16 protein-coding genes are annotated in these 20,564 nt (G+C 71.5%); 6 read left to right on the plus strand and 10 right to left on the minus strand.

The window, feature by feature from the left end; translation table 11 throughout:
* Nucleotides 1–166 precede the first annotated feature (166 nt).
* From ACFY1L_RS14165 to ACFY1L_RS14175, 3 genes are read right to left on the minus strand one after another with little or no spacing between them, the layout of a single operon-like run.
* Nucleotides 167–2,566, minus strand: coding sequence for a xanthine dehydrogenase family protein molybdopterin-binding subunit (locus ACFY1L_RS14165; protein ID WP_388822996.1), 2,400 nt, complete (start codon nt 2,564–2,566; stop codon nt 167–169).
* Between the two features lie 2 nt (nt 2,567–2,568).
* On the minus strand, nt 2,569–3,153 hold the full coding sequence (locus ACFY1L_RS14170) for a (2Fe-2S)-binding protein (RefSeq protein ID WP_388822998.1): 585 nt from the start codon (nt 3,151–3,153) through the stop codon (nt 2,569–2,571).
* Complete coding sequence (locus ACFY1L_RS14175; protein WP_388823000.1) at nt 3,153–4,043, minus strand: FAD binding domain-containing protein; 891 nt, start codon at nt 4,041–4,043, stop codon at nt 3,153–3,155. Before ACFY1L_RS14175 ends, ACFY1L_RS14170 begins: the two co-directional genes overlap by 1 nt.
* Nucleotides 4,044–4,409: 366 nt before the next feature.
* On the opposite strand from ACFY1L_RS14175, the gene ACFY1L_RS14180 reads away from it, so the two are divergent.
* Together ACFY1L_RS14180 and ACFY1L_RS14185 are read left to right on the plus strand one after the other, a co-directional pair.
* A complete protein-coding gene (locus ACFY1L_RS14180) occupies nt 4,410–6,083 on the plus strand; it encodes a PucR family transcriptional regulator (RefSeq protein WP_388823002.1) in 1,674 nt (557 codons plus the stop codon).
* A 153-nt stretch (nt 6,084–6,236) separates the two neighbouring features.
* Nucleotides 6,237–7,019 carry a hypothetical protein gene (locus ACFY1L_RS14185; RefSeq protein WP_388823004.1) on the plus strand — a complete coding sequence of 261 codons (783 nt, stop codon included), beginning with the start codon at nt 6,237–6,239 and terminating at the stop codon, nt 7,017–7,019.
* A 4-nt stretch (nt 7,020–7,023) separates the two neighbouring features.
* Here the strand turns inward: ACFY1L_RS14185 and ACFY1L_RS14190 are convergent, their stop codons facing one another.
* Nucleotides 7,024–7,317: a hypothetical protein gene (locus ACFY1L_RS14190; RefSeq protein WP_388823006.1), complete on the minus strand. Its 294-nt coding sequence runs from the start codon at nt 7,315–7,317 to the stop codon at nt 7,024–7,026.
* A 126-nt stretch (nt 7,318–7,443) separates the two neighbouring features.
* Nucleotides 7,444–8,241: a GntR family transcriptional regulator gene (locus tag ACFY1L_RS14195; protein WP_388823008.1), complete on the minus strand. Its 798-nt coding sequence runs from the start codon at nt 8,239–8,241 to the stop codon at nt 7,444–7,446.
* A gap of 168 nt (nt 8,242–8,409) precedes the next feature.
* On the opposite strand from ACFY1L_RS14195, the gene ACFY1L_RS14200 reads away from it, so the two are divergent.
* A complete protein-coding gene (locus tag ACFY1L_RS14200; RefSeq protein WP_388823010.1) occupies nt 8,410–9,258 on the plus strand; it encodes a (2Fe-2S)-binding protein in 849 nt (282 codons plus the stop codon).
* 303 nt (nt 9,259–9,561) lie between these two features.
* On the plus strand, nt 9,562–10,599 hold the full coding sequence (locus ACFY1L_RS14205; protein WP_388823012.1) for a DUF2637 domain-containing protein: 1,038 nt from the start codon (nt 9,562–9,564) through the stop codon (nt 10,597–10,599).
* Between the two features lie 70 nt (nt 10,600–10,669).
* Here the strand turns inward: ACFY1L_RS14205 and ACFY1L_RS14210 are convergent, their stop codons facing one another.
* Nucleotides 10,670–11,119 carry an ATP-binding protein gene (locus ACFY1L_RS14210; protein ID WP_388823014.1) on the minus strand — a complete coding sequence of 150 codons (450 nt, stop codon included), beginning with the start codon at nt 11,117–11,119 and terminating at the stop codon, nt 10,670–10,672.
* 225 nt (nt 11,120–11,344) lie between these two features.
* Here ACFY1L_RS14210 and ACFY1L_RS14215 point away from each other — a divergent pair, with 225 nt between their 5' ends.
* Nucleotides 11,345–14,353, plus strand: coding sequence for an alpha-mannosidase (locus tag ACFY1L_RS14215; protein WP_388823016.1), 3,009 nt, complete (start codon nt 11,345–11,347; stop codon nt 14,351–14,353).
* Between the two features lie 3 nt (nt 14,354–14,356).
* Here ACFY1L_RS14215 and ACFY1L_RS14220 read toward each other — a convergent pair whose 3' ends face one another.
* Together ACFY1L_RS14220 and ACFY1L_RS14225 are read right to left on the minus strand one after the other, a co-directional pair.
* Entirely contained in the window at nt 14,357–14,818 is a 462-nt protein-coding gene (locus ACFY1L_RS14220) for a hypothetical protein (RefSeq protein WP_388823018.1), read from the minus strand.
* 95 nt (nt 14,819–14,913) lie between these two features.
* Nucleotides 14,914–15,531, minus strand: a complete 618-nt coding sequence (locus tag ACFY1L_RS14225) for a hypothetical protein (RefSeq protein ID WP_388823020.1) — start codon at nt 15,529–15,531, stop codon at nt 14,914–14,916.
* 174 nt (nt 15,532–15,705) lie between these two features.
* Between ACFY1L_RS14225 and ACFY1L_RS14230 the strand changes: the two genes are divergently transcribed.
* A complete protein-coding gene (locus ACFY1L_RS14230; RefSeq protein WP_388823022.1) occupies nt 15,706–17,055 on the plus strand; it encodes a helix-turn-helix domain-containing protein in 1,350 nt (449 codons plus the stop codon).
* On the opposite strand, the gene ACFY1L_RS14235 is transcribed toward ACFY1L_RS14230, so the two are convergent.
* Nucleotides 17,052–18,794: a pyruvate dehydrogenase gene (locus ACFY1L_RS14235; protein ID WP_388823024.1), complete on the minus strand. Its 1,743-nt coding sequence runs from the start codon at nt 18,792–18,794 to the stop codon at nt 17,052–17,054. The genes ACFY1L_RS14230 and ACFY1L_RS14235 overlap by 4 nt on opposite strands.
* 71 nt (nt 18,795–18,865) lie before the next feature.
* Nucleotides 18,866–20,308 (minus strand): protein phosphatase 2C domain-containing protein, encoded by a 1,443-nt coding sequence (locus ACFY1L_RS14240; RefSeq protein WP_388823026.1) that lies wholly within the window; start codon nt 20,306–20,308, stop codon nt 18,866–18,868.
* Nucleotides 20,309–20,564 lie beyond the last annotated feature (256 nt).

Genomic DNA, 20,564 nt, shown 5'->3' on the forward strand with positions numbered 1-20,564 from the left:
GCCGCACGACCCGGGGGACGGCCCGAGACGAACGAACAGGATTTCTACTGCTGGTACTTGCTGGTACTGCCGGGGTTTTTCTCAAGTTCCGCGAGCGGTGCGGTGCTTGAGTACTCCGGGCGGCGCGGCGAAGTGTGACGTTCCCGGCGCCGCCCGGAGAGACTTGCTACGCCGTGCCCGTGAGGTGTTCGGGCCGCACCGGCGTGCGGTTGAGCTCCAGCCCGGTCGCGTTCCGGATCGCCGCGAGGACGGCCGGAGTCGACGACAGGGTGGGGGCCTCGCCGACGCCCCGCAGCCCGTACGGGGCGTGGTCGTCGGCGAGTTCGAGCACGTCGACAGGGATGATCGGCGTGTCGAGGATGGTGGGGAGCAGGTAGTCCGTGAAGGACGGGTTCCTGACCTTCGCGGTCTTGGGATCGACGATGATCTCCTCCATCACCGCGATGCCCATGCCCTGGAGCGTGCCGCCCTGGATCTGGCCGAGGACGGACAGCGGGTTGAGCGCCTTGCCGACGTCCTGGGCACAGGCCAGCTCGATCACCTTGACCAGGCCGAGCTCGGTGTCGACCTCGACGACGGCGCGGTGCGCGGCGAAGGAGTACTGGACATGGCCGTTGCCCTGGCCGGTGCGCAGGTCGAAGGCCTCGGTCGGGCGGTGCCGCCACTCGGCCTCGACCTCGACGGACTCGCCTTCCAGTACGTCGACCAGGTCGGCGAGGACCTCGCCGCCGTCGGTGACGACCTTGCCGCCCTCGAGCAGCAACTCCGCCGTCGCCCAAGCCGGGTGGTACGTACCGAACTTGCGGCGCCCGATCTCCAGGACCTTCTCGCGCACCAACTCGCAGGAGTTCTTGACGGCGCCACCGGTGACGTACGTCTGCCGCGACGCGGACGTCGAACCGGCGCTGCCCACCTGCGTGTCGGCCGGATGGATGGTCACCTGCGCGACGCCGAGCTCGGTGCGGGCGATCTGCGCGTGGACGGTGACACCGCCCTGGCCGACCTCCGCCATCGCGGTGTGGACCGTGGCGACCGGCTCGCCGCCCACGACCTCCATGCGGACCTTGGCCGTCGAGTAGTCGTCGAAGCCCTCGGAGAAGCCGACGTTCTTGATGCCGACCGCGTAGCCGACACCGCGTACGACACCCTCGCCGTGCGTGGTGTTGGACAGACCGCCGGGCAGCTGACGTACGTCGGCCTCCTCGCCGGCCGAGAGCCACTGCTGCTCCGGCGGCATGGGCATCGCCTTGACGCGGCGCAGGAGTTCGGCGACCGGGGCCGGGGAGTCGACCGGCTGCCCGGTCGGCATGATCGTGCCCTGCTCCATCGCGTTGAGCTGACGGAACTCGACCCGGTCCATGCCCACCTTGTCGGCGAGCCTGTCCATCTGCGCCTCATAGGCGAAGCACGCCTGGACCGCACCGAAGCCGCGCATCGCGCCGCAGGGCGGGTTGTTGGTGTAGAGGGCGATGGCCTCGATGTCGACGTCGTCGACGACGTACGGGCCGACGCTCAGCGAGGAGGCGTTGCCGACGACCGCCGGGGAGGCCGAGGCGTAGGCGCCGCCGTCCAGGACGATCCGGCACTTCATGTGGGTGAGCTTGCCGTCCTTGGTCGCCCCGTGCTCGTAGTAGAGCTTCGCGGGGTGGCGGTGGACGTGCCCGAAGAAGGACTCGAAGCGGTTGTAGACGATCTTCACGGGCTTGCCGGTGCGCAGCGCCAGCAGGCAGGCGTGGATCTGCATCGACAGGTCCTCGCGGCCGCCGAAGGCGCCGCCGACGCCGGAGAGCGTCATCCGGACCTTGTCCTCGGGCAGGCCCAGGACCGGGGCGATCTGGCGCAGGTCGGAGTGCAGCCACTGAGTGGCGATGTACAGGTCGACGCCGCCGTCCTCCGATGGGACCGCGAGACCGGACTCGGGGCCGAGGAAGGCCTGGTCCTGCATGCCGAAGGTGTACTCGCCCTTGACGATGAAGTCGGCCTTCTTGGCGGCCTCTTCGGCGTTGCCGCGCACGATCGGCTGGCGGTGGACGATGTTCGGGTGCGGGACGTGCCCGATGTGGTGGTCGTCGCGGTTCTCGTGGACGAGGATCGCGTCCGGCGCGGTCGCGGAGGCCTCGTCCGTGATGACCGGCAGCTCGCGGTAGTCGACCTTGATCTTGGCGGCCGCGCGGCGCGCGGTCTCCGGGTGGTCGGCGGCGACGATGGCGACCGGTTCGCCGTGGTGGCGGACCTTGCCGTGCGCGAGGACCGGGGTGTCCTGGATCTCCAGGCCGTAGTTCTTCACCTCGGTCGGCAGGTCGTCGTACGTCAGGACGGCGTAGACGCCCGGGGTCTTCAGCGCCTCGCTCGTGTCGATCGAGACGATCTCGGCGTGCGCGACCGTGGAGCGCAGGATCTGACCCCAGAGCATGTCCTCGTGCCACATGTCGGACGAGTACGCGAACTCACCGGTGACCTTGAGGGTGCCGTCCGGGCGGAGCGTGGACTCACCGATGCCGCCCTTGGTCTGGGAACCCTGGGTGACCTTGGTGGGAGTGCCGATGGGAGCACCGTTGGTGGGCATCGTCAGACCGCCTCTCCCTGCCGGGCGGCCGCCAGGCGGACCGCGTCCATGATCTTCTCGTAGCCCGTGCAGCGGCACAGGTTGCCCGACAGGGCCTCGCGGATGTCCGCGTCGGTCGGGTTCGGGTTGCGCTCGAGCATCTCGTCGGCGGCGACCAGCAGACCCGGGGTGCAGAAGCCGCACTGGACGGCACCGGCGTCGATGAACGCCTGCTGGATCGGGGAGAGTTCGGTGCCCTCGCCGGTCTGCGAGTCCTGGCCCTTGGCCCCCCACTGCTGGGCGTCCTGCAGCGACGTACCGCAGGCACCGGAGGCACAACCGCCGTGCTCGGCACGCTGCTTGGCGAAGTCCGCCAGGCCCTCGACGGTCACGACGTCACGGCCCTCGACCTGGCCGGCCGCGACCAGACACGAACACACCGGCACGCCGTCCAGGCGGACCGTGCAGGAGCCGCACTCGCCCTGCTCGCAGGCGTTCTTGGAACCGGGCAGGCCCAGGCGCTCCCTCAGCACGTACAGCAGGGACTCGCCCTCCCAGACGTCGTCGGCTTCCTGGGGACGTCCGTTGACGGTGAAGTTGACGCGCATTACGCAGCTCCCTCGGTGGTGCGGCGGGCGCCGCGGTACGACTCCCAGGTCCAGGTCAGCGTGCGGCGGGCCATCACGCCCACCGCGTGGCGGCGGTAGCTCGCCGTGCCCCGGACGTCGTCGATCGGGTTGCAGGCGCCGGAGCACAGCTCGGCGAACTGCTTGGCGACCGACGGGGTGATGATCTTTCCGTTGTCCCAGAAGCCGCCCTCTTCGAGCGCCGCGTTCAGGAACTCCTCCGCGGCCTTCGCCCGGACCGGGGTGGGCGCGGCCGAACCGATGCCCGTACGGACCGTGCGGGTCTCGGGGTGCAGCGCGAGCCCGAAGGCGCACACGGCGATCACCATGGCGTTCCGCGTACCGACCTTCGAGTACTGCTGCGGGCCGTCGGCCTTCTTGATGTGCACGCTCTTGATGAGCTCGTCGGCGGCGAGCGCGTTGCGCTTCACGCCGGTGTAGAACTCGTCGATCGGGATCAGCCGGGAGCCGCGCACCGACTCGACCTCGACCTCGGCGCCCGCCGCGAGCAGCGCGGGGTGGGCGTCGCCGGCCGGGGAGGCGGTGCCGAGGTTGCCGCCGACGCCGCCGCGGTTGCGGATCTGCGGGGAGGCCACCGTGTGCGAGGCGAGGGCGAGACCCGGCAGCTCGGCGCGCAGGTGCTCCATGATGCCGGTGTACGGGACGGAGGCACCCAGCCGCACCGTCTCCTCGCCGACCTCCCACTCGGTGAGGTCGGTGATGCGGTTCAGGTCGAGCAGGTACTCGGGCCGCCGGTGGTCGAAGTTGATCTCGACCATCACATCGGTGCCGCCCGCAATGGGCACAGCGGTGGGGTGCTCAGCCTTGGCGGCGAGCGCCTCCTCCCAGCTGGCGGGGCGAAGGAAGTCCATGACCGGCTCTCTTCTTCGTCTCGTGGGTCGTACGGATCGAGCCACATCCGGTGCGGCGGGACCGGCTCGTTCATGTGCTGTTTACGCGGAGTGGAGTCAGTACACAGCGACGTGCCGCGGCCCGGTCAGTCACCGAAACCATGAAGGAGTTGGCTGGCCAGGGCGGGCATCTTGTAGATTCGTATGAACGGAGGTCATCAGTAACCGCCTCGTTTTCCTGTGGAAACGCGAGACACACCCCGCGTGACCTGGGACACGGCCCTGGAGACGGTGAGCACCGCTCATCACCTCACCGGACGGGCACCCTCATCACAAGGCCCTCATAGTTCATCGTAGATTTCGAGACAAAGATCGGCGGCGACGAGAATGCGGCTGCGCGCACTGCTGGACACCGACGCGCTGGGCCTGCGGCTGCTCGGCGGCGAGGACGAGCTGGATCGCACCGTGCGCGGTGTGATGACCACCGACCTCCGGGATCCCAGCCGGTACCTCTCGGGCGGGGAGCTGGTGCTCACGGGTCTGGCCTGGCGCCGGGACGCCGACGACTCAGAGCCGTTCGTGCGGATCCTGGTGCAGGCCGGCGTGGCCGCGCTGGCGGCCGGCGAGGCGGAGCTGGGTGACATCCCGGACGACCTGGTCGTGGCCTGCGCCCAGCACCGTCTGCCGCTGTTCGCGGTGCACGAGTCGGTGGCCTTCGCGACGATCACCGAGCATGTCGTACGGCAGGTCTCCGGCGAGCGCGCCGGGGACCTCGCGGCGGTCGTTGACCGGCACCGGCGGATGATGACCTCCGGCCCGGCGGGCGGCGGCCCGGACGTGGTGCTCGACCTGCTCGGCTCCGACCTGGACCTGCGGGCCTGGGTGCTGTCCCCCACCGGGCGGCTGATCGCGGGCCCGAAGGTGGCGGGACCCGGGCTGCCCGCGGACCTCTGCGCCCGGCTGGCCGCCGAGCACCTGGCCGCCGTCCGCACGGGCCGGCGCGGGCCGCACCGGGTGACGCTCGGCCCGGGCACGTACAGCCTCTTCCCGATCCGTAGCAGCGGGCGGTCCGCGCAGGCCTCCCGGGACGTGCGCGAGACGGTGCTGTCGGACTGGCTGCTGGCCGTCGAGGCGGACGCCGGGGACTGGCCCGCCGAGCGGCTCGACCTGCTCCAGGGGGTCACGCAGCTGATCTCGGTCGAGCGGGACCGCCGGGACGCGGCGCGGACCGTGCGGCGCCGGCTCGCGCAGGAGGTCCTGGAGCTGGTGCAGACGGGTGCGGCGCCCGCCGAGATCGCCGCCCGGCTGCGGGTGGCCGCCCCGGTGCTGCTGCCGGGCCTCGGGGCCGCCCCGCACTGGCAGGTGGTCGTGGCCCGTGTCGAGTGGCAGGGCGGCGAGATCGAGGCGGGTCCGGTCACCCAGTCGCTCCTGGAGGAGATCCTCGTCGACCCGCTCGCCACGGGTCCCGAGCCCTCCGACCGCATCGCCGTCGCGCACACCGGCGACGAGGCGATCGCCCTCGTACCGCTGCCGGCGGTCTCCGCCGAGCACGACGGCTCCGAGTCCGGCATCCTCGCCGACGCGCTCCTGGAGTCCGTACGGGCTCCGCTGTCGGCCGGTCTGGACGACGACGGGCAGGTCACGCTGGGTGTCAGCGCGGCCGTGCACTCGGCGGAGGGGCTGCGCGGGGCGCTGGAGGAGGCGCGGCACGCACGGCGGGTGGCGGCCGCGCGGCCCGGGCGGGTGTGCGCGGCGGGCCACCAGGAGCTGGCCTCGCACGTGCTGCTGCTGCCGTTCGTCCCGGACGACGTGCGGCGTGCGTTCACCGCGCGGCTGCTGGATCCGCTGCGGGACTACGACCGCCGCCACCGCGCCGAACTGATCCCCACCCTCGAGGCGTTCCTCGACTGCGACGGCTCCTGGACGCGCTGCGCCACCCGGCTCCACCTGCACGTCAACACGCTGCGCTATCGGGTCGGGCGTATCGAGCAGTTGACGAGCCGTGACCTGTCGCGACTGGAGGACAAGCTCGATTTCTTCCTGGCGTTGCGCATGAGCTGAGGTCACCGGGGGATGACACCGGGGTGGCACCAAGTGCCGTCGCCGTCCCACGACTTTGTGAAATCCTTCACCCACCCCCTTGGCCGGGCGCCGCGATTCGTGCTGAGATGCCGCCACCACTCATAGCTCGATGGCGTGCTCGGGGAGGGCAACGTGGCGTATTCCGCCATGTCTGGTAACGGAACGACCGCCGGTGACGATCCCCTCCAGACCGCGGTGTGGCGGCTGCGCTCACGCGCCTGCTGGGCCGACGCGGCAGCCCTGCTCCGGCCCGACACCCCGGCGGCCGCGCTGCAGCGGGCCGCGCTGCTGGTGGAGCGGTGTCTGTACACCGAGCAGGGCTGGGAAGAGGCCGAGGACGCGCTGCGTACGGCGGAGGCGCTGGCCCACACCGACGACGAGCGGGGCGCGGCCGCTTGTGAACGCGGGCAACTTGCGTACGCGGCGACGCTGCACTCAGTGCGCGACCGGGCCGACGAGGCGCGGGCGGCGCTCGGGCGGGCGGCGGCGCTGATCGCTCCGGGGGCGGCGGGGCGGGCGGTGCTGGACTTCCGGCGCGGGCTGCTCGCCGAGAACCTGGCCCGCTCCCCGCAGGCCGCCCGTGCGGCGTACCGGCGGGCGCACGCGGGCGCGACCGCGCACGCCGATCCGCTGCTGCTGTCGTTCACCTGGCGCCACCTCGCCGGACTCGCCCTGCGGGAGGGCGAGTTGGCGGAGGCCCGGCACGGCTTCGCCGAATCCCTGCGGATCCGGGAGGAGTTGGGCTACCTGGTCGGCACGGCCCCGGCACTGGCCTCCCTGGCCGACACGGAACCGGAACCGGAGGCATCACGCCTCCGAGAGGAAGCGGGCCGCCTGTTCCGCCTCCTGGGCGGCGTACCGACATGGCTGGCACGGCAGTTGACCCCACCGGCGGCGGGCGCGGCGACGGCGTGAACCGCTAGCCCTCCTGGATCTGCGCGAGCAGGTGCTGTATCGAGCCCAGTACGGATTCGCGGAGTTCGGTGTTGCGGGCGAGGACGACGACCACCGCGACCAGGATCAGGAAAGAGACGAGGCCTCCGCCGCGCCCCCGGTACGCGCCGGAAGGGGGCATGGGCGGCGGGCGATGGCCGTGCCGCACGGCGTGCTGATGGGCCTGCTGGTGGGCACGCATCGCCTGCTGGTGGGCCTGCTGTGCCTGTTGCTGGGCCTGCTGTGCCGCTTGCTGCGCGAAGAAGGACGGGTCGGGCATCGGTGTCACCTCCGGTGCCGGCATCACTCGTGCCGTGCAGGGAAGGCCACGCGGGCCGGACTGCCCGGGTTCCGGGTGTCGCGAACCGTTGCCGGAGCCGACCGTTCTGCGACGGCCGTCACACGTTCAGGACGCCCCCGTGAAGTGCTCCCCCACCAGCGAGCGCACCACGTCCAGGTCGCGGGCGATCAATGCGTCCAGGAGTGCCGTGTGTTCCACGGCGTCCGCCAGGAGGTCGGCGTGGCCGCGGGAGGCGGGGGCGCCGACCAGGGGCCACTGGGAGCGGCGGTGCAGGTCGTCCGCGATCTGGACCAGTTGCTCGTTGCCGGAGAGGGCCAGCAGCGCGCGGTGGAAGGTGCGGTCGGACTCGGCGTACGTCGCGCGGCAGCCGGAGGACGCGGCACGGACCGTGGCCTCGGCGAGGGGGCGGAGTTCCGCCCAGCGTTCGGCGGGGACCGTGCGGGCCAGCCGCAGCATCACCGGGAGCTCGATCAGGGCTCGGACCTCGGCCAGTTCGGCCAGCTCCCGCGCCCCGCGCTCGACCACCCGGAAGCCCCGGTTGGGCACGACCTCGACGGCGCCCTCGAGCGCGAGCTGCTGCATCGCCTCCCGTACGGGCGTCGCGGACACCCCGAACCGCTCGCCGAGCGCCGGCGCCGAGTAGACCTCGCCCGGCCTCAGGTCCCCGGCGACCAGCGCGGTGCGCAGGGCCTCGAGGATCTGGCCGCGGACGGAGGCCCGCTGCACCAGGCGGGGCCGCGGAATCGGCGTCTCGCTGTGCGTGTGCTCACCGCGGGTGCCCGCCGAGGCGACACCGCGCTGGCGGTCCATGTCCTCGACCCTGGCCTGCGGCGGCACCCGCGGCGGCTGCGTACGGATCTCCGGATTCCCCGTCTCCGCGGAGCCCTGCGCGCTCTGCCTCACGGGTCCTCCTCCGGACGTGTCGGTACTTGGGGTCATTACGGCGGGTTGTTACTCGTCCGTCAAGCACCTTAGGCGCACTCGGCACCAGTTCAAATCCCATTGATCTTGGGTAAGGTTAGCCTTACCTTCAAAATCGTCATGCCCCCGTCGCGGATCGGTGGTCCCCGCATGCCCGTGCCCCGCCCGGCACTCTCGGACGCGTACGCCCGCCTGACCGCGGCCTTCCCGGGGCTGGAGATCACGGAGCTCGGCGCGGGGCAACCGGCCCCCGAGGGCGGCGGCTGGGTCTCCGCCGCCTCGCTCGCGGAGGGCGGGGCCGACCTCGAGGCGTTCCTGGCATGGGACGACGCACAGGTGCTGCGCGACTACGGCCGGCGCGCCCGGCCGGACGTCGTCGCGAGCTTCGGCCTGCACCGCTACGCCTGGCCCGCGTGCCTCCTGATCACCGTGCCGTGGTTCCTGCACCGCCGCGTGCCCCGCTTCCCCGTGACACATGTCTCGTACGACCGCAGCGTCCCCGGCCTCTCCATAGGCCGCCTGGCCGTGCGGACGGACGGCTTCGCCTGTCTGCCCGGCGATCCGGCCGCCGCACTGCCCGGCACGCGGGTCGTCGCCGACGAGGAGGCACTGCGGGCCGAGGTGCGGGCCGCGGTGGCCGAGCACCTCGAGCCGGTCCTCGCCGGCTTCGGTCCGCGCATGCGGCGGCGCGGACGGGCCCTGTGGGGCATGGCGACCGACGAGGTCGTGGAGGGGCTCTGGTACGTCGCCCATCTGCTCGGCGAGGAGCAGCGGGCGATGCGCGAACTGGAGGCGCTACTGCCGGGCGCGACCCGGCCCTACGTCGGCTCGGCCGCCTTCCGGGAGCTGACCGGACCGGACGGCGAGGCGCTGCCCACCCGGGACCGGGCGAGCTGCTGCATGTTCTACACGGTGCGCCCCGAGGACACCTGCGCCACCTGCCCGCGCACCTGCGACGCGGACCGGGTCACCAAGCTGCTGGCCGCCGCCGCGAGTTGAGACCCCCTCAGGCGCACCGGTCACCACCCGTCCCGTAAGATCAGCCGCGAACAAGGCGCCCGCCCGGTTACAGGCAATTCACAACTTCCTCACTTGCCGCAGGAACTTTCCGTGGAACCATCCGTACGGGTAGTCTTATTCGAACTCAACTCCCGCCCCTCAAGCGGCAGTTCGAGCAGAACGTCGCCCTGGGCATCCCCTTGCACTTCCTTGGCGGCCTCTTGCCCCGAAACCCCCTGAGGGCCGGTGGGATTGGGCCACTATGGCGGGCGTTACGCCCTATCCCAATGCAAGGGACCCCAGATGAGACTGACCGACATATCGCTGAACTGGCTGCTTCCGGGCGCCGTACTGCTCCTGGGCATGCTGGCGGCGGTGGCGGTGCTCGCGCGCAGCAAGCGGTCCAGCGGGGAGCACGCGAAGGACGACTCGTGGGAGCGCAGTGAGGAGCGCCGTCGGCGCAAGGAAGCCATATACGGCACCGCCTCCTACGTCCTGCTGTTCTGCTGTGCGGCGGTGGCCGCCGCGCTCTCCTTCCACGGCCTGGTCGGCTTCGGCCAGCAGAACCTCGGCCTGACCGACGGCTGGGAGTACCTGGTGCCGTTCGGCCTGGACGGTGCGGCCATGTTCTGCTCCGTGCTCGCGGTGCGCGAGGCCAGCCACGGTGACGCGGCCCTCGGCTCCCGGATACTGGTGTGGACGTTCGCGGGTGCCGCGGCCTGGTTCAACTGGGTGCACGCACCTCGGGGCATGGCCCACGCGGGTGCCCCCCAGTTCTTCGCCGGCATGTCCCTCTCGGCGGCCGTGCTGTTCGACCGCGCGCTGAAGCAGACCCGCCGGGCCGCGCTGCGCGAGCAGGGCCTGGTGCCCCGCCCGCTGCCGCAGATCCGTATCGTCCGCTGGCTGCGGGCCCCTCGCGAGACCTACAAGGCCTGGTCGCTGATGCTGCTGGAGAACGTGCGCAGCCTGGACGAGGCGGTCGAAGAGGTGCGCGAGGACCAGCGGCAGAAGGAGACGAACCGCCTGCGCCGGCGCGAGGCGGACCGTCTGGAGCGCGCCCAGCTCAAGGCCATCAGCCGGGGCCACCGCGGATTCATCGGCCGCGGCGGCGGACGCCAGGCGGAGCCCCAGGCCCTGGAGCGCGCCTCGGTCTCCACGGAGCCTGCCATATCCACCCCGGAACCGCTGCCCGTGCGATCCCGGCCCTCACTGCAGCCCGTCCGCAAGGGCGGTTCTGACTCGGTCACCGTCGACCTCACCGCGGAGGACGACACAATGGCCCTGCCGCGCCTGGACTCCCTGGAGCGCAAGCTCAAGGACCTCGAGCAGCAGTTCGGCTGAGGCCTGACTGAAGCCCGGCGAACGGCCGGAACGGGAAGGGGCGTGACCATTCGGTCACGCCCCTTCCCGTTCACGCGATTCCGGCGTCGAGTTCGAACCACACCACCTTTCCCACCCCGTGCGTCCGCACGCCCCACGCGTCGGCGAGGGACTGCACCAGGACCAGGCCTCTGCCGTGCGTACCGTCGTCGGCGTTCGGTACGCGCAGTCTGGGTCTGCGGGCCACGAAGTCCCTCACCTCCACCCTGAGTCCGCGGGGCGAGATCGTGGCCGTGAGAACTGCGTCGTTGTCGGTGTGGATGAGTGCGTTCGTGACGAGTTCGCTCGTGAGCAACTCCGCGATTTCCGACCGCCCGGGCCGGCCCCACTGCCGTAGCAGCTCGCGCAGCGCCCTGCGTGCCTCCGGCACCGCCCTCAGGTCCGCCCGTCCGAGTCTCCGCCGCAGCTGGGACGGCTGCCCCTGCTCGGCGCCGTCGGTCCTGTCCTCCACTGTCTTCGCCGAGGAGGCCCCTACCGCCATGGGACCGCCGCCTCGTGCCTGCCTCTTCATGACCCCCGCCCGCGTGCCGATGTCGGTTCCCCTCCTTGTCGAACACGTTCACGGGATCCATGCCCCATGGGGCACGCGCCAGTCATGTCGAATACTGAACGACCAGGTGTTCGGCCACGGATGTGCCCCCTCCCGACGGGTAGAGGGACCCTTGGAAAGAGGTGCCAGAGCCGACCGAGCGCCGAGGGAGCCGCCGTGCACGACGACCGAACGCTGGTGGAGGCGCGCCTGGAGCGGGCCATGGGGCAGTTCGTACGGCCCGCGCAGTACGCGCAGCGGGTGCCGCTGGTGCTGTCCGTGTGGCATGTGCCGGGTGAGCCGGTGCCGGTGGACCAGGCACTGCAGGCCTCCTACGAGTCCTTCACAACCGGAACGTCCTGGGGAAAGCCCTGGTCGACGAGTTGGTTCCGCTTGACCGGCCGGGTGCCCGAGGAGTGGGCGGGCCGCCGTGTGGAGGCGGTGATCGACCCCGGTTTCACGGGCGACGGCCCCGGCTTCCAGGCCGAGGGACTGCTGTACGACGCAACGGGCGTCCCGCTGAAGGGCGTTCACCCCCGCAATCGCCACCTGACCGTCGGCGCCCCGGCGAGCGGAGGCGAACCGGTGCATCTGCTCCTGGAGGCGGCGGCCAATCCGGCCGTACTGCACGGCTTCACACCTACGCACCTGGGCGACGTCCTGACCGCCGGGGGTCGGCCCATCTACCGATTCCGCTCTGCCGACCTCGCCGTACTCGACGAGTCCGTGTGGCAGTTGGTCCTGGACGTCGAGGTGCTGTCGGAGCTGATGCACGAGCTGGCCATGGACCGGCCCCGGCGGCACGAGATCCTGCGCGCCCTGGAGGACATGCTCGACACGCTCGATCTGCACGACGTCTCCGGTACGGCGGCCGCGGCCCGGGCCGCGCTGTCGGACGTACTCGCGGCCCCCGCCTCCGCCAGCGCGCACCGGATCTCGGCGACCGGGCACGCGCACATCGACTCGGCCTGGCTGTGGCCGCTGCGGGAGACGGTCCGCAAGGCCTCCCGCACCTTCGCCAACGTCACCGCGCTCGCCGCCGACTACCCCGAGCTGGTGTTCTCCTGCTCGCAGGCCCAGCAGTACGCCTGGGTGAAGGAGCACCAGCCGCACATCTGGGAGCGGATCAAGAAGGCGGTCCAGGACGGCAACTGGGCTCCGGTGGGCTCGATGTGGGTGGAGTCGGACGCCAACATGCCGGGCGGCGAGGCGCTGGCCAGGCAGATCGTCCACGGCAAACGCTTCTTCGCCGAGGAGCTGGGCGTAGAGACGGAGGAGATCTGGCTGCCGGACTCCTTCGGCTACACGGCCGCCTTCCCACAGCTCGCGAAACTGGCCGGAATCCGATGGTTCCTCACCCAGAAACTCAGCTGGAACCAGTCCAACAAGATGCCTCACCACACCTTCTGGTGGGAGGGCATCGACGGCACCCGCGTCTTCACCCACTTCCCGCCCGTCGACACCTACAACTCCCAGTTCCACGGCCGCGAACTCGCCCACGCGGAACGCAACTTCGCCGACAAGGGCCGCGCGACGCGCTCCCTCGTCCCCTTCGGCTGGGGTGACGGCGGTGGCGGCCCGACCCGCGAAATGCTGGAGAAGGCCCGCCGGCTGCGCTCCCTGGAGGGCTCACCCCGGGTGGAGATCGAGAAGCCGTCCGCGTTCTTCGCGGCCGCCGAGGAGGAGTACGGCGCCCAGGCCCCCGTCTGGTCGGGCGAGCTGTACCTGGAGCTCCACCGGGCCACGTACACCACCCAGGCGAAGACCAAGCAGGGCAACCGGCGCTCCGAACACGCCCTGCGCGAGGCCGAGTTGTGGTGTACGGCAGCTGCCGTACGCAATCCGTCGTATCGCTACCCCCACGACGCCCTGGACCGGCTGTGGAAGACGGTGCTGCTGCACCAGTTCCACGACATCCTGCCCGGCTCGTCGATCGCCTGGGTGCACCGGGAGGCCCGGGACACGTATGCGCAGGTGCTGGCGGAGGTGGAGGAGCTCACGGCGGCGGCCGTAGCGGCGCTGGGGACAGGCGGGCCCGTGGTGTTCAACGCGTCGCCGTACGAGCGGACGGAGGTCGCCGGGGGCGTGCTGGTGACCGTGCCGGGGCTGGGCAGTGCGCCGGTCGCGAGCACGGCGGGCGAGGTCGTCCGCGCGGAAGAGGAAGGCGGCACCTACGTACTGGAGAACTCCCGGCTCCGAGTCACCGTGGACGCCCAGGGGTTGATCTCCTCCGTACGCGACCTCGCCGCCGACCGCGAGGTGCTGTCCGGCCCGGGCAACCTTCTCCAGCTGCACCCCGACCATCCCAACGCCTGGGACGCCTGGGACATCGACCGGCACTACCGGCGCCGGCACACGGACCTGACGGACGTCGAGTCGGTGGAGCTGGTGGAGGACGGGCCGCTCAGGGCGGCGGTGCGGGTGACACGGACGTTCGGGAAGTCGCGGATCACCCAGGAGATCCGCCTTGCGGCCGGGTCCGGGCGCCTCGACGTCGTCACCGACGTCGACTGGCAGGAGTCCGAGAAGGTCCTGAAGGCCGCCTTCCCGCTCGACGTGCACGCCGACCGCTCCACCGCCGAGATCCAGTTCGGGCACGTCCACCGCCCCACGCACGCCAACACGTCCTGGGACGCGGCCCGTTTCGAGATCTGCGCCCACCGCTGGCTCCGGGTCGCCGAGGAGGGCTACGGCGTAGCGGTCCTCAACGACTCGACGTACGGCCACGACGTGACCCGTACCCCGCACGAGCACGGCCTCGGCACGACCGTACGTCTCACCCTGCTGCGCGCCCCGCACAGCCCCGACCCGGAGACGGACCTGGGCGCGCACCGCTTCACCTACGCGCTGCTGCCGGGCGCGGACGTCGGGCACGCGGTCGCCGAGGGGCTGGCGCTGAACCTGCCGCTGCGGGTGGCCGGGGCTCCGGTCGTGGAGCCGCTGGTGCGCGTGGACCATCCCGGGGTGACCGTCGAGTCGGTCAAGCTCGCGGAGGACCGCAGCGGGGATGTGGTGGTACGGCTCTACGAGTCGCGCGGCGGGCGGGCGCGGGCCACGCTGACACCCGGATTCCCGGTCGGCCGGGCCGAGGTGACGGACCTGCTGGAACGGCCGCTGCACGAAAGCGACTTGGCCTTCGAGCTGCGACCGTTCCAGATCCTCACCATGCGGCTGCGGCCGGCGTAGGAGCTACTTGCCGCCGATGCCCTTCTCCCCGATGCGGAAGATCTGGCGGCTGTCGCGGGTCATGTCGACGACCACCTTGCTGGTGCTCGACTTGCTCCAGGTGAGGGTGATGACGGCCTCCGTGTACTTGGCGGTGCTGCCGTTGTCGGTGACCTTCCAGGCGAGCGGGACGTTCTGGGCGCGCAGGACGCCGTCGGCGTGGTTCTTCTCCTCCCAGGCGTTCAGTTCCTTCTGGAAGCCCGCGGTGAGGTAGTGGGCGCGCAGGGCCTCGCCGAGGTTGCCGCTGTCCTCGTCGGTCACCGCGTCGATGTAGGCGCCGTAGAAGTCGGCGATGCGGGTGATGTTGTCGGACGGCTTGCCGCTGACGCTGCGCGGGGTGCCGGCGGTGGCCTGGGCGGTGGCGCCGAGGCCGAGGGCGACGGCGAGGACGCCGGCGGTGAGGGCGGTGCGGGTCTTGCTGTTCATGTTCGGTTCCCCGTTTTCGAGTGGTCGAGTGGTCGAGCTGTGCTGTGGGCCGCCCTCCCGACCCCCGTGGCGAGAGGGCGGCCCTGGTCGTGCGGTCAGTGGAGCTTGTTCACGGCCGTGGTGGTCGTCTTCTTGAAGGCCTTCACCGGGGCGCCCTTGAAGTCGCCCAGCTGCGCCCAGTTCACGACCGTGACCGTGCGGCCGTCCCGGCCGACCGACAGGAGGCGGACGTCGCTCGCGCCCCCGGAGGTCTCGGTGTGGACGCCGTAGACGTGGGCGCCCTCCTCGACGGCGAGCTTCCCGTAGTCCTTGCCGGTGGCCTCGGTGTCCGGGTCCTGCTGCTCGATCCGGGCCGCGCAGGACTTGATGTCCTTGTTCAGCCACGAGGTCAGCTGCTTGGCCGAACGGGTGTCGGGCAGCACCACGGTGATCTGCCGCGCGTTCGTGTCGAGGTCCGTGCGGAAGTCGCGGTGCCAGGCGGACTCGTGGCCCGGCAGTGCCCGCAGACAGGTGTCCCAGTCCGTGTCCTCCGGTACGCCGCCGGTGACCTTGCCGGCCGTCCAGGACGAGGAGGGGTGCGGCGGGAGGTCCTTGGCCGCGAGGAAGCCGGGTGCCTTCGTGGCGGCGTTCGCCGGTGCGGCGAGCGCGGTGCCGAGGGCGAGACCTGCGGCGGTCAGGGCGATGAGCGCGCCGGCTCTGGTGCGCTTGGGCATGGATGTCCCCCGTGAATGAGTGCATGGGTGTCGGTTGTCGCCCGACGCCGGAAGGTCGGTCCGGCCCTGGTCGGTGCGACACCAAGAGCATCGGCGGTCACAACAGCCCGGCGCAACGACTGCCGCCCTTTTGGCGACGGTGGAACCATCCCAGCCCATCTGACGTGCAGGTATATGAGTGCCTGGGATACGGGATCGCGGGCGGACGACGGGGGAACGGTGTCCACTCGGGACGAGGTCGAGGAGTTCGCGGCGCTGCTGCGCCGGCTGAAGGACCGCACGGACCGGAGCTACGGCTCCCTGGCCCGGCGCGTCAACATGAACACCTCCACGCTGCACCGGTACTGCGCGGGCGAGGCGGTACCGCAGGACTTCGCGCCCGTGGAACGGCTCGCGGCCTTCTGCGAGGCGACGCCGGAGGAGCGCCTCGAACTGCACCGGCTGTGGTTATCGGCGGTGGCGGCTCGGCAGCGGGTGCGTGCGCCCGGCTCGGCGGAGGAGCCGGTTCCGGAACCGGCTGCCGTGGAAGTGGCCGACGCCGAGGCGGACGCCATCGGGGAGCCCGAGCCCTTCGCCGCCCCGGCTCCCCGTCCCTGGTACCGGCGTCGGCGGGTCCTCGCGTCGACCGCCGTCGCGTGCGCGCTGCTCGCCACGCTGGGCGGTCTGTCCGCGCTGTCGGCCGACCGCGGTTCCTCTGACCGGGCCGCATCCCCTTCCGGCCGCCCCGGGACGACGGCCCGGGCGGCACCGCACGGCTCGTCGAAGCCGTCGGCCAGCTCCTCCCCCACACCCGGCCGGACGTCGTCCTCACCGCACGCCCGGAGCAAGGGCCCCGCCTCGTCCGCTCCGGCCGACGACACCGGCACCGGCACCGCCACTGGAAAGACCACTACCGCCCTGCCCCTCACCTGGAGCGCGAACTCCCAGATCTGGCAAGGCGGCTGCGGCCACGACTACGTCGTCGACAAGCCGCCCGCGCAGGTCCCTCCGCCGCCGTTGCCGCAGGACGCCGGGAACTGGGCGGCGACGCAGGGCGCGGTGCACGGGCGGCAGACGATGGTGCAGATCTCGGTGCAGGGACGGTCGTCCACGGCCGTGGTCCTGGAGGCGCTACGGGTCCGGATCGCCGGCCGGGCGGACCCGGCCCCGGGCAACGCGTACTCCACGGAGCAGGGCTGCGGCGGCGGCCTCACTCCCCGCTACTTCGACGTGAACCTCGACATCGACCGCCCCATCGCCCACTCGGTCTCCGGCAACGACAGTGGAAAGACGATCCCCGCCGTTCAGTTCCCCTACCGCGTCTCCGCCGAGGACCCGGAGGTGCTGCTGGTCACCGCGACCACCGAGACCTACGACTGCAACTGGTACCTGGAACTCGACTGGTCCTCGCAGGGCCGCACCGGCACGATCCGCATCGACGACCACGGCCGCCCGTTCCGCACGAGCAGCATCAAGGGCCTGCCCCACTACGGCTACGGCACGAACGGCCACGGCGTACGCCAGTGGGTCCCGTACGGAAGCTAGGGCCGCGGCACGTTCCGCAGGTTGGAGCGGGCCATCTGGAGCATGCGCCCGACCCCTCCGTCCAGGACGATCTTCGACGCGGACAGGGCGAAGCCGGTGACCATCTCGGCGCTGATCCGCGGCGGGATGGACAGTGCATTGGGGTCGGTGACGACGTCGACGAGGGCCGGGCCCTTGTGCTTGAAGGCGTCCTTCAGGGCGCCGGCGAGGTCCTTGGGCTTCTCGACGCGCACGCCGTGGGCACCGCAGGCACGGGCCACGGCCGCGAAGTCGGGGTTCTTGTTCGTGGTGCCGTAGGACGGCAGCCCGGCCACCAGCATCTCCAACTCGACCATTCCGAGGGAGGAGTTGTTGAAGAGGACGACCTTCACCGGGAGGTCGTACTGGACCAGGGTCAGAAAGTCGCCCATCAGCATGGAGAACCCGCCGTCCCCCGACATCGACACGACCTGCCGCCTGCGGTCCGTGAACTGGGCGCCGATCGCCATCGGCAGCGCGTTCGCCATCGAGCCGTGGGAGAAGGAACCGATGACGCGACGGCGGCCGTTGGGCGAGATGTAGCGGGCGGCCCAGACGTTGCACATCCCGGTGTCGACGGTGAACACCGCGTCCTCGTCGGCGAGTTCGTCGAGGACGGAGGCGACGTACTCGGGATGGATGGGCACGTGCTTCTCCACCTTGCGGGTGTAGGCCTTCACCACCCCCTCCAGCGCGTCCGCGTGCTTCTTCAGCATCTTGTCGAGGAAGCGCCGGTTCCGCTTCTCCTTCACTCGCGGGACCAGACAGCGAAGCGTCTCCCGTACGTCGCCCCACACGGCCAGGTCCAGCTTGGAGCGGCGGCCCAAGTGCTCGGGCCGGACGTCGATTTGGGCGATCTTGACGTCGTCGGGCAGGAACGCGTTGTACGGGAAGTCGGTGCCGAGCAGGATCAGCAGGTCGCACTCGTGCGTGGCCTCGTACGCGGCGCCGTACCCGAGCAGACCGCTCATGCCGACGTCGTACGGGTTGTCGTACTGAATCCACTCCTTGCCCCGAAGGGCGTGCCCCACCGGTGACTTGACCTTGCCGGCGAACTCCATGACCTCGGCGTGCGCGCCCGCCGTGCCGCTGCCGCAGAAGAGGGTGATCTTCTCGGCCTCGTCGATCATCTCGACAAGCCGGTCGATCTCGGTGTCGCCGGGGCGGACGGTGGGCCGGGAGGTGACGAGGGCGGTCTCCACGGCCTTGTCGGGGGCGGGTTGGTCGGCGATGTCACCCGGGAGGGAGACCACGCTGACCCCCGACTGCCCGACGGCGTGCTGGATCGCGGTCTGCAGCAGCCGCGGCATCTGCTTCGGGCTGGAGATGAGTTCGCTGTAGTGACTGCACTCGCGGAACAGCTGGTCGGGGTGGGTCTCCTGGAAGTAGCCGAGGCCGATCTCGCTGGACGGGATGTGCGAGGCGAGGGCGAGGACGGGGGCCATGGAGCGGTGGGCGTCGTACAGGCCGTTGATGAGGTGGAGGTTGCCCGGGCCGCAGGAGCCCGCGCAGGCGGCGAGCTTCCCGGTGATCTGGGCCTCCGCGCCGGCCGCGAAGGCGGCGGTCTCCTCGTGCCGTACGTGCACCCAGTCGATGGCGGCGTTGCGGCGTACGGCGTCCACGATCGGGTTGAGGCTGTCGCCTACGACTCCGTAGAGGCGCCGGACCCCGGCGCGGACGAGGATGTCGACGAACTGTTCGGCGACGTTCTGCTTGGCCATGGCTGTCGTGCCCCTTCGGTCTCCGGTTCCGTGGGTTCCCTCCGGGTTCCATCAATCCACAGCCGCCCCGCTCACGCCTCCCAAACGGCGGCGGCCGTACGGTCGTCGGCGTATCCCTTGACCCTGACCTGGGTGTCGGCGAGGAACGCGGCGAGGCCGGGCGGGGTGGGGCCGGACCACCGGGTGGTCAGGTACCTGCACAGGTCCGGTTCGCCGCGCAGCGGCTCCGCGAGACCACCGCTGCACATCAGCAGCGTGTCACCCGTGTGGGCCACCGAGGCGCGGAAGCGGAAGGGTTCGCGGGGCGGTTCGGGGGCCGGGTCGTACGGGCTCGGGGGTGTGGTGATGCCCAGGTCCATGGTGAGCCGGTCGCCCTCGGGCGTCTCGGCGGGCAGCGAGCCGAAGCCGACGACGGGTTCGCCGGTGGTGTCGGTGACCCGCGGCTCGATGTCCTGCCAGGCGCCGTCCCTCAGGCGGAACAGTCCGCCTGCTCCGACGCCGAAGAAGACGCGCGTACGGCACTCGGGGTCGGCGGGCAGCAGCAGACAGCGCAGGGTGGCGGAGTACTCCTCCGGCTCGATGCCCTGCTCGGCGGCGCTGGCGCGGAGTTTGCCGAGGCTGCGGTCGGTCAGGCGGTGCAGGCCGGACTTGAGGTCGCCGCGGCGGCCGGCGTTTATGTCCTCCGCGAGCCGGGCGTGACTGCGGCCGATGGCCCGCCCGATCCAGTGACAGGCCTCGGCGGCGGCACGGTGGGCACCTGGGGTGGCGCGGGCGCCGGTCGCCATCGCGACCAGGATCAGGGCGTGTTCGCCGGTGCCGAAGCGGGCGGTGAGGAGGGAGTCGCGTCGGGGTTCGCCCCGGTAGCGGGCGGAGTCGCCGCGGACGGAGACCGCGCGGAGGGTGCAGGCGCCGTAGCGGGCGCCGTCGAGGACGGTGTCGGCGACCAGGTCGTCCAGGTCGTCGGGGTCCGCGGGCGGGAGGGCGGTGGGTTCGGCGTCGTAGGTGGGCGGGCCGGAGCCGACGTAGTCGACGGGGGCCGGAGGGAGGGTGGGGAGGTCGAGGTGGGTGGCGGTGCGGATGTCCGGGAGGGAGTCGGTTTCGCCGCCCTCGGGGGTGTCGGCCGGTGCGGCGTCCGTGTCGGGCGGGATGGTGACCGCGTCCACCGCGGGCGGGGGCGCGGAACCGGGGGCCTCGGGCGGCATGCGGGAGGCGGGGGCCGTCGTGCCGGGGGTCTCCGTGGAGGTCCGGCCGTCGCTGGTCGCCGTACGGCCGTCGGATGTCGACGTACGGTCGTCGGTCGTGGTCACCCCTGCCCGCACCGGCGCGTCGGCGACCTCGCTGCCGCCGGGCCGCTGCGCGGGGACTCCCGGCTGCACCGCATCTGCCGCCGACGCGAAGCGGTCGTCCAGGGTGTCGGGCGCGGGCGCTGGGCCCGTGTCCTCGGTGGAGTCGTCGTACAGCTGCCCCCACCAGTCGTCCTCATGACCGGTGGGCCTTCCCCCCTGCTGGCTCATGCCCCCAATTGTCCACCGCACTGGCCGTATGAAAACGGGGCATCGGGAAAAACCGGCCGGGTGCCTCGCTCCTCGACCGCGTGTCGAGTGAGTCGTCGAACGGCGATGCGGAAAAGTCGCCGGGCGGTTCCACCCCCCACGGGAGAACCGCCCGGCGACGCCGGAGTGACCCGGGCCCGGATCCCCTTCGCGCCGTCGGTGCGTCGACGGCACGCTTCGGGCCCGGATCACGTTCTGGGTGACCGGATCACGCCCC

The organism is Streptomyces sp. NPDC001663 (assembly GCF_042893105.1).
GTDB lineage: Bacteria > Actinomycetota > Actinomycetes > Streptomycetales > Streptomycetaceae > Streptomyces.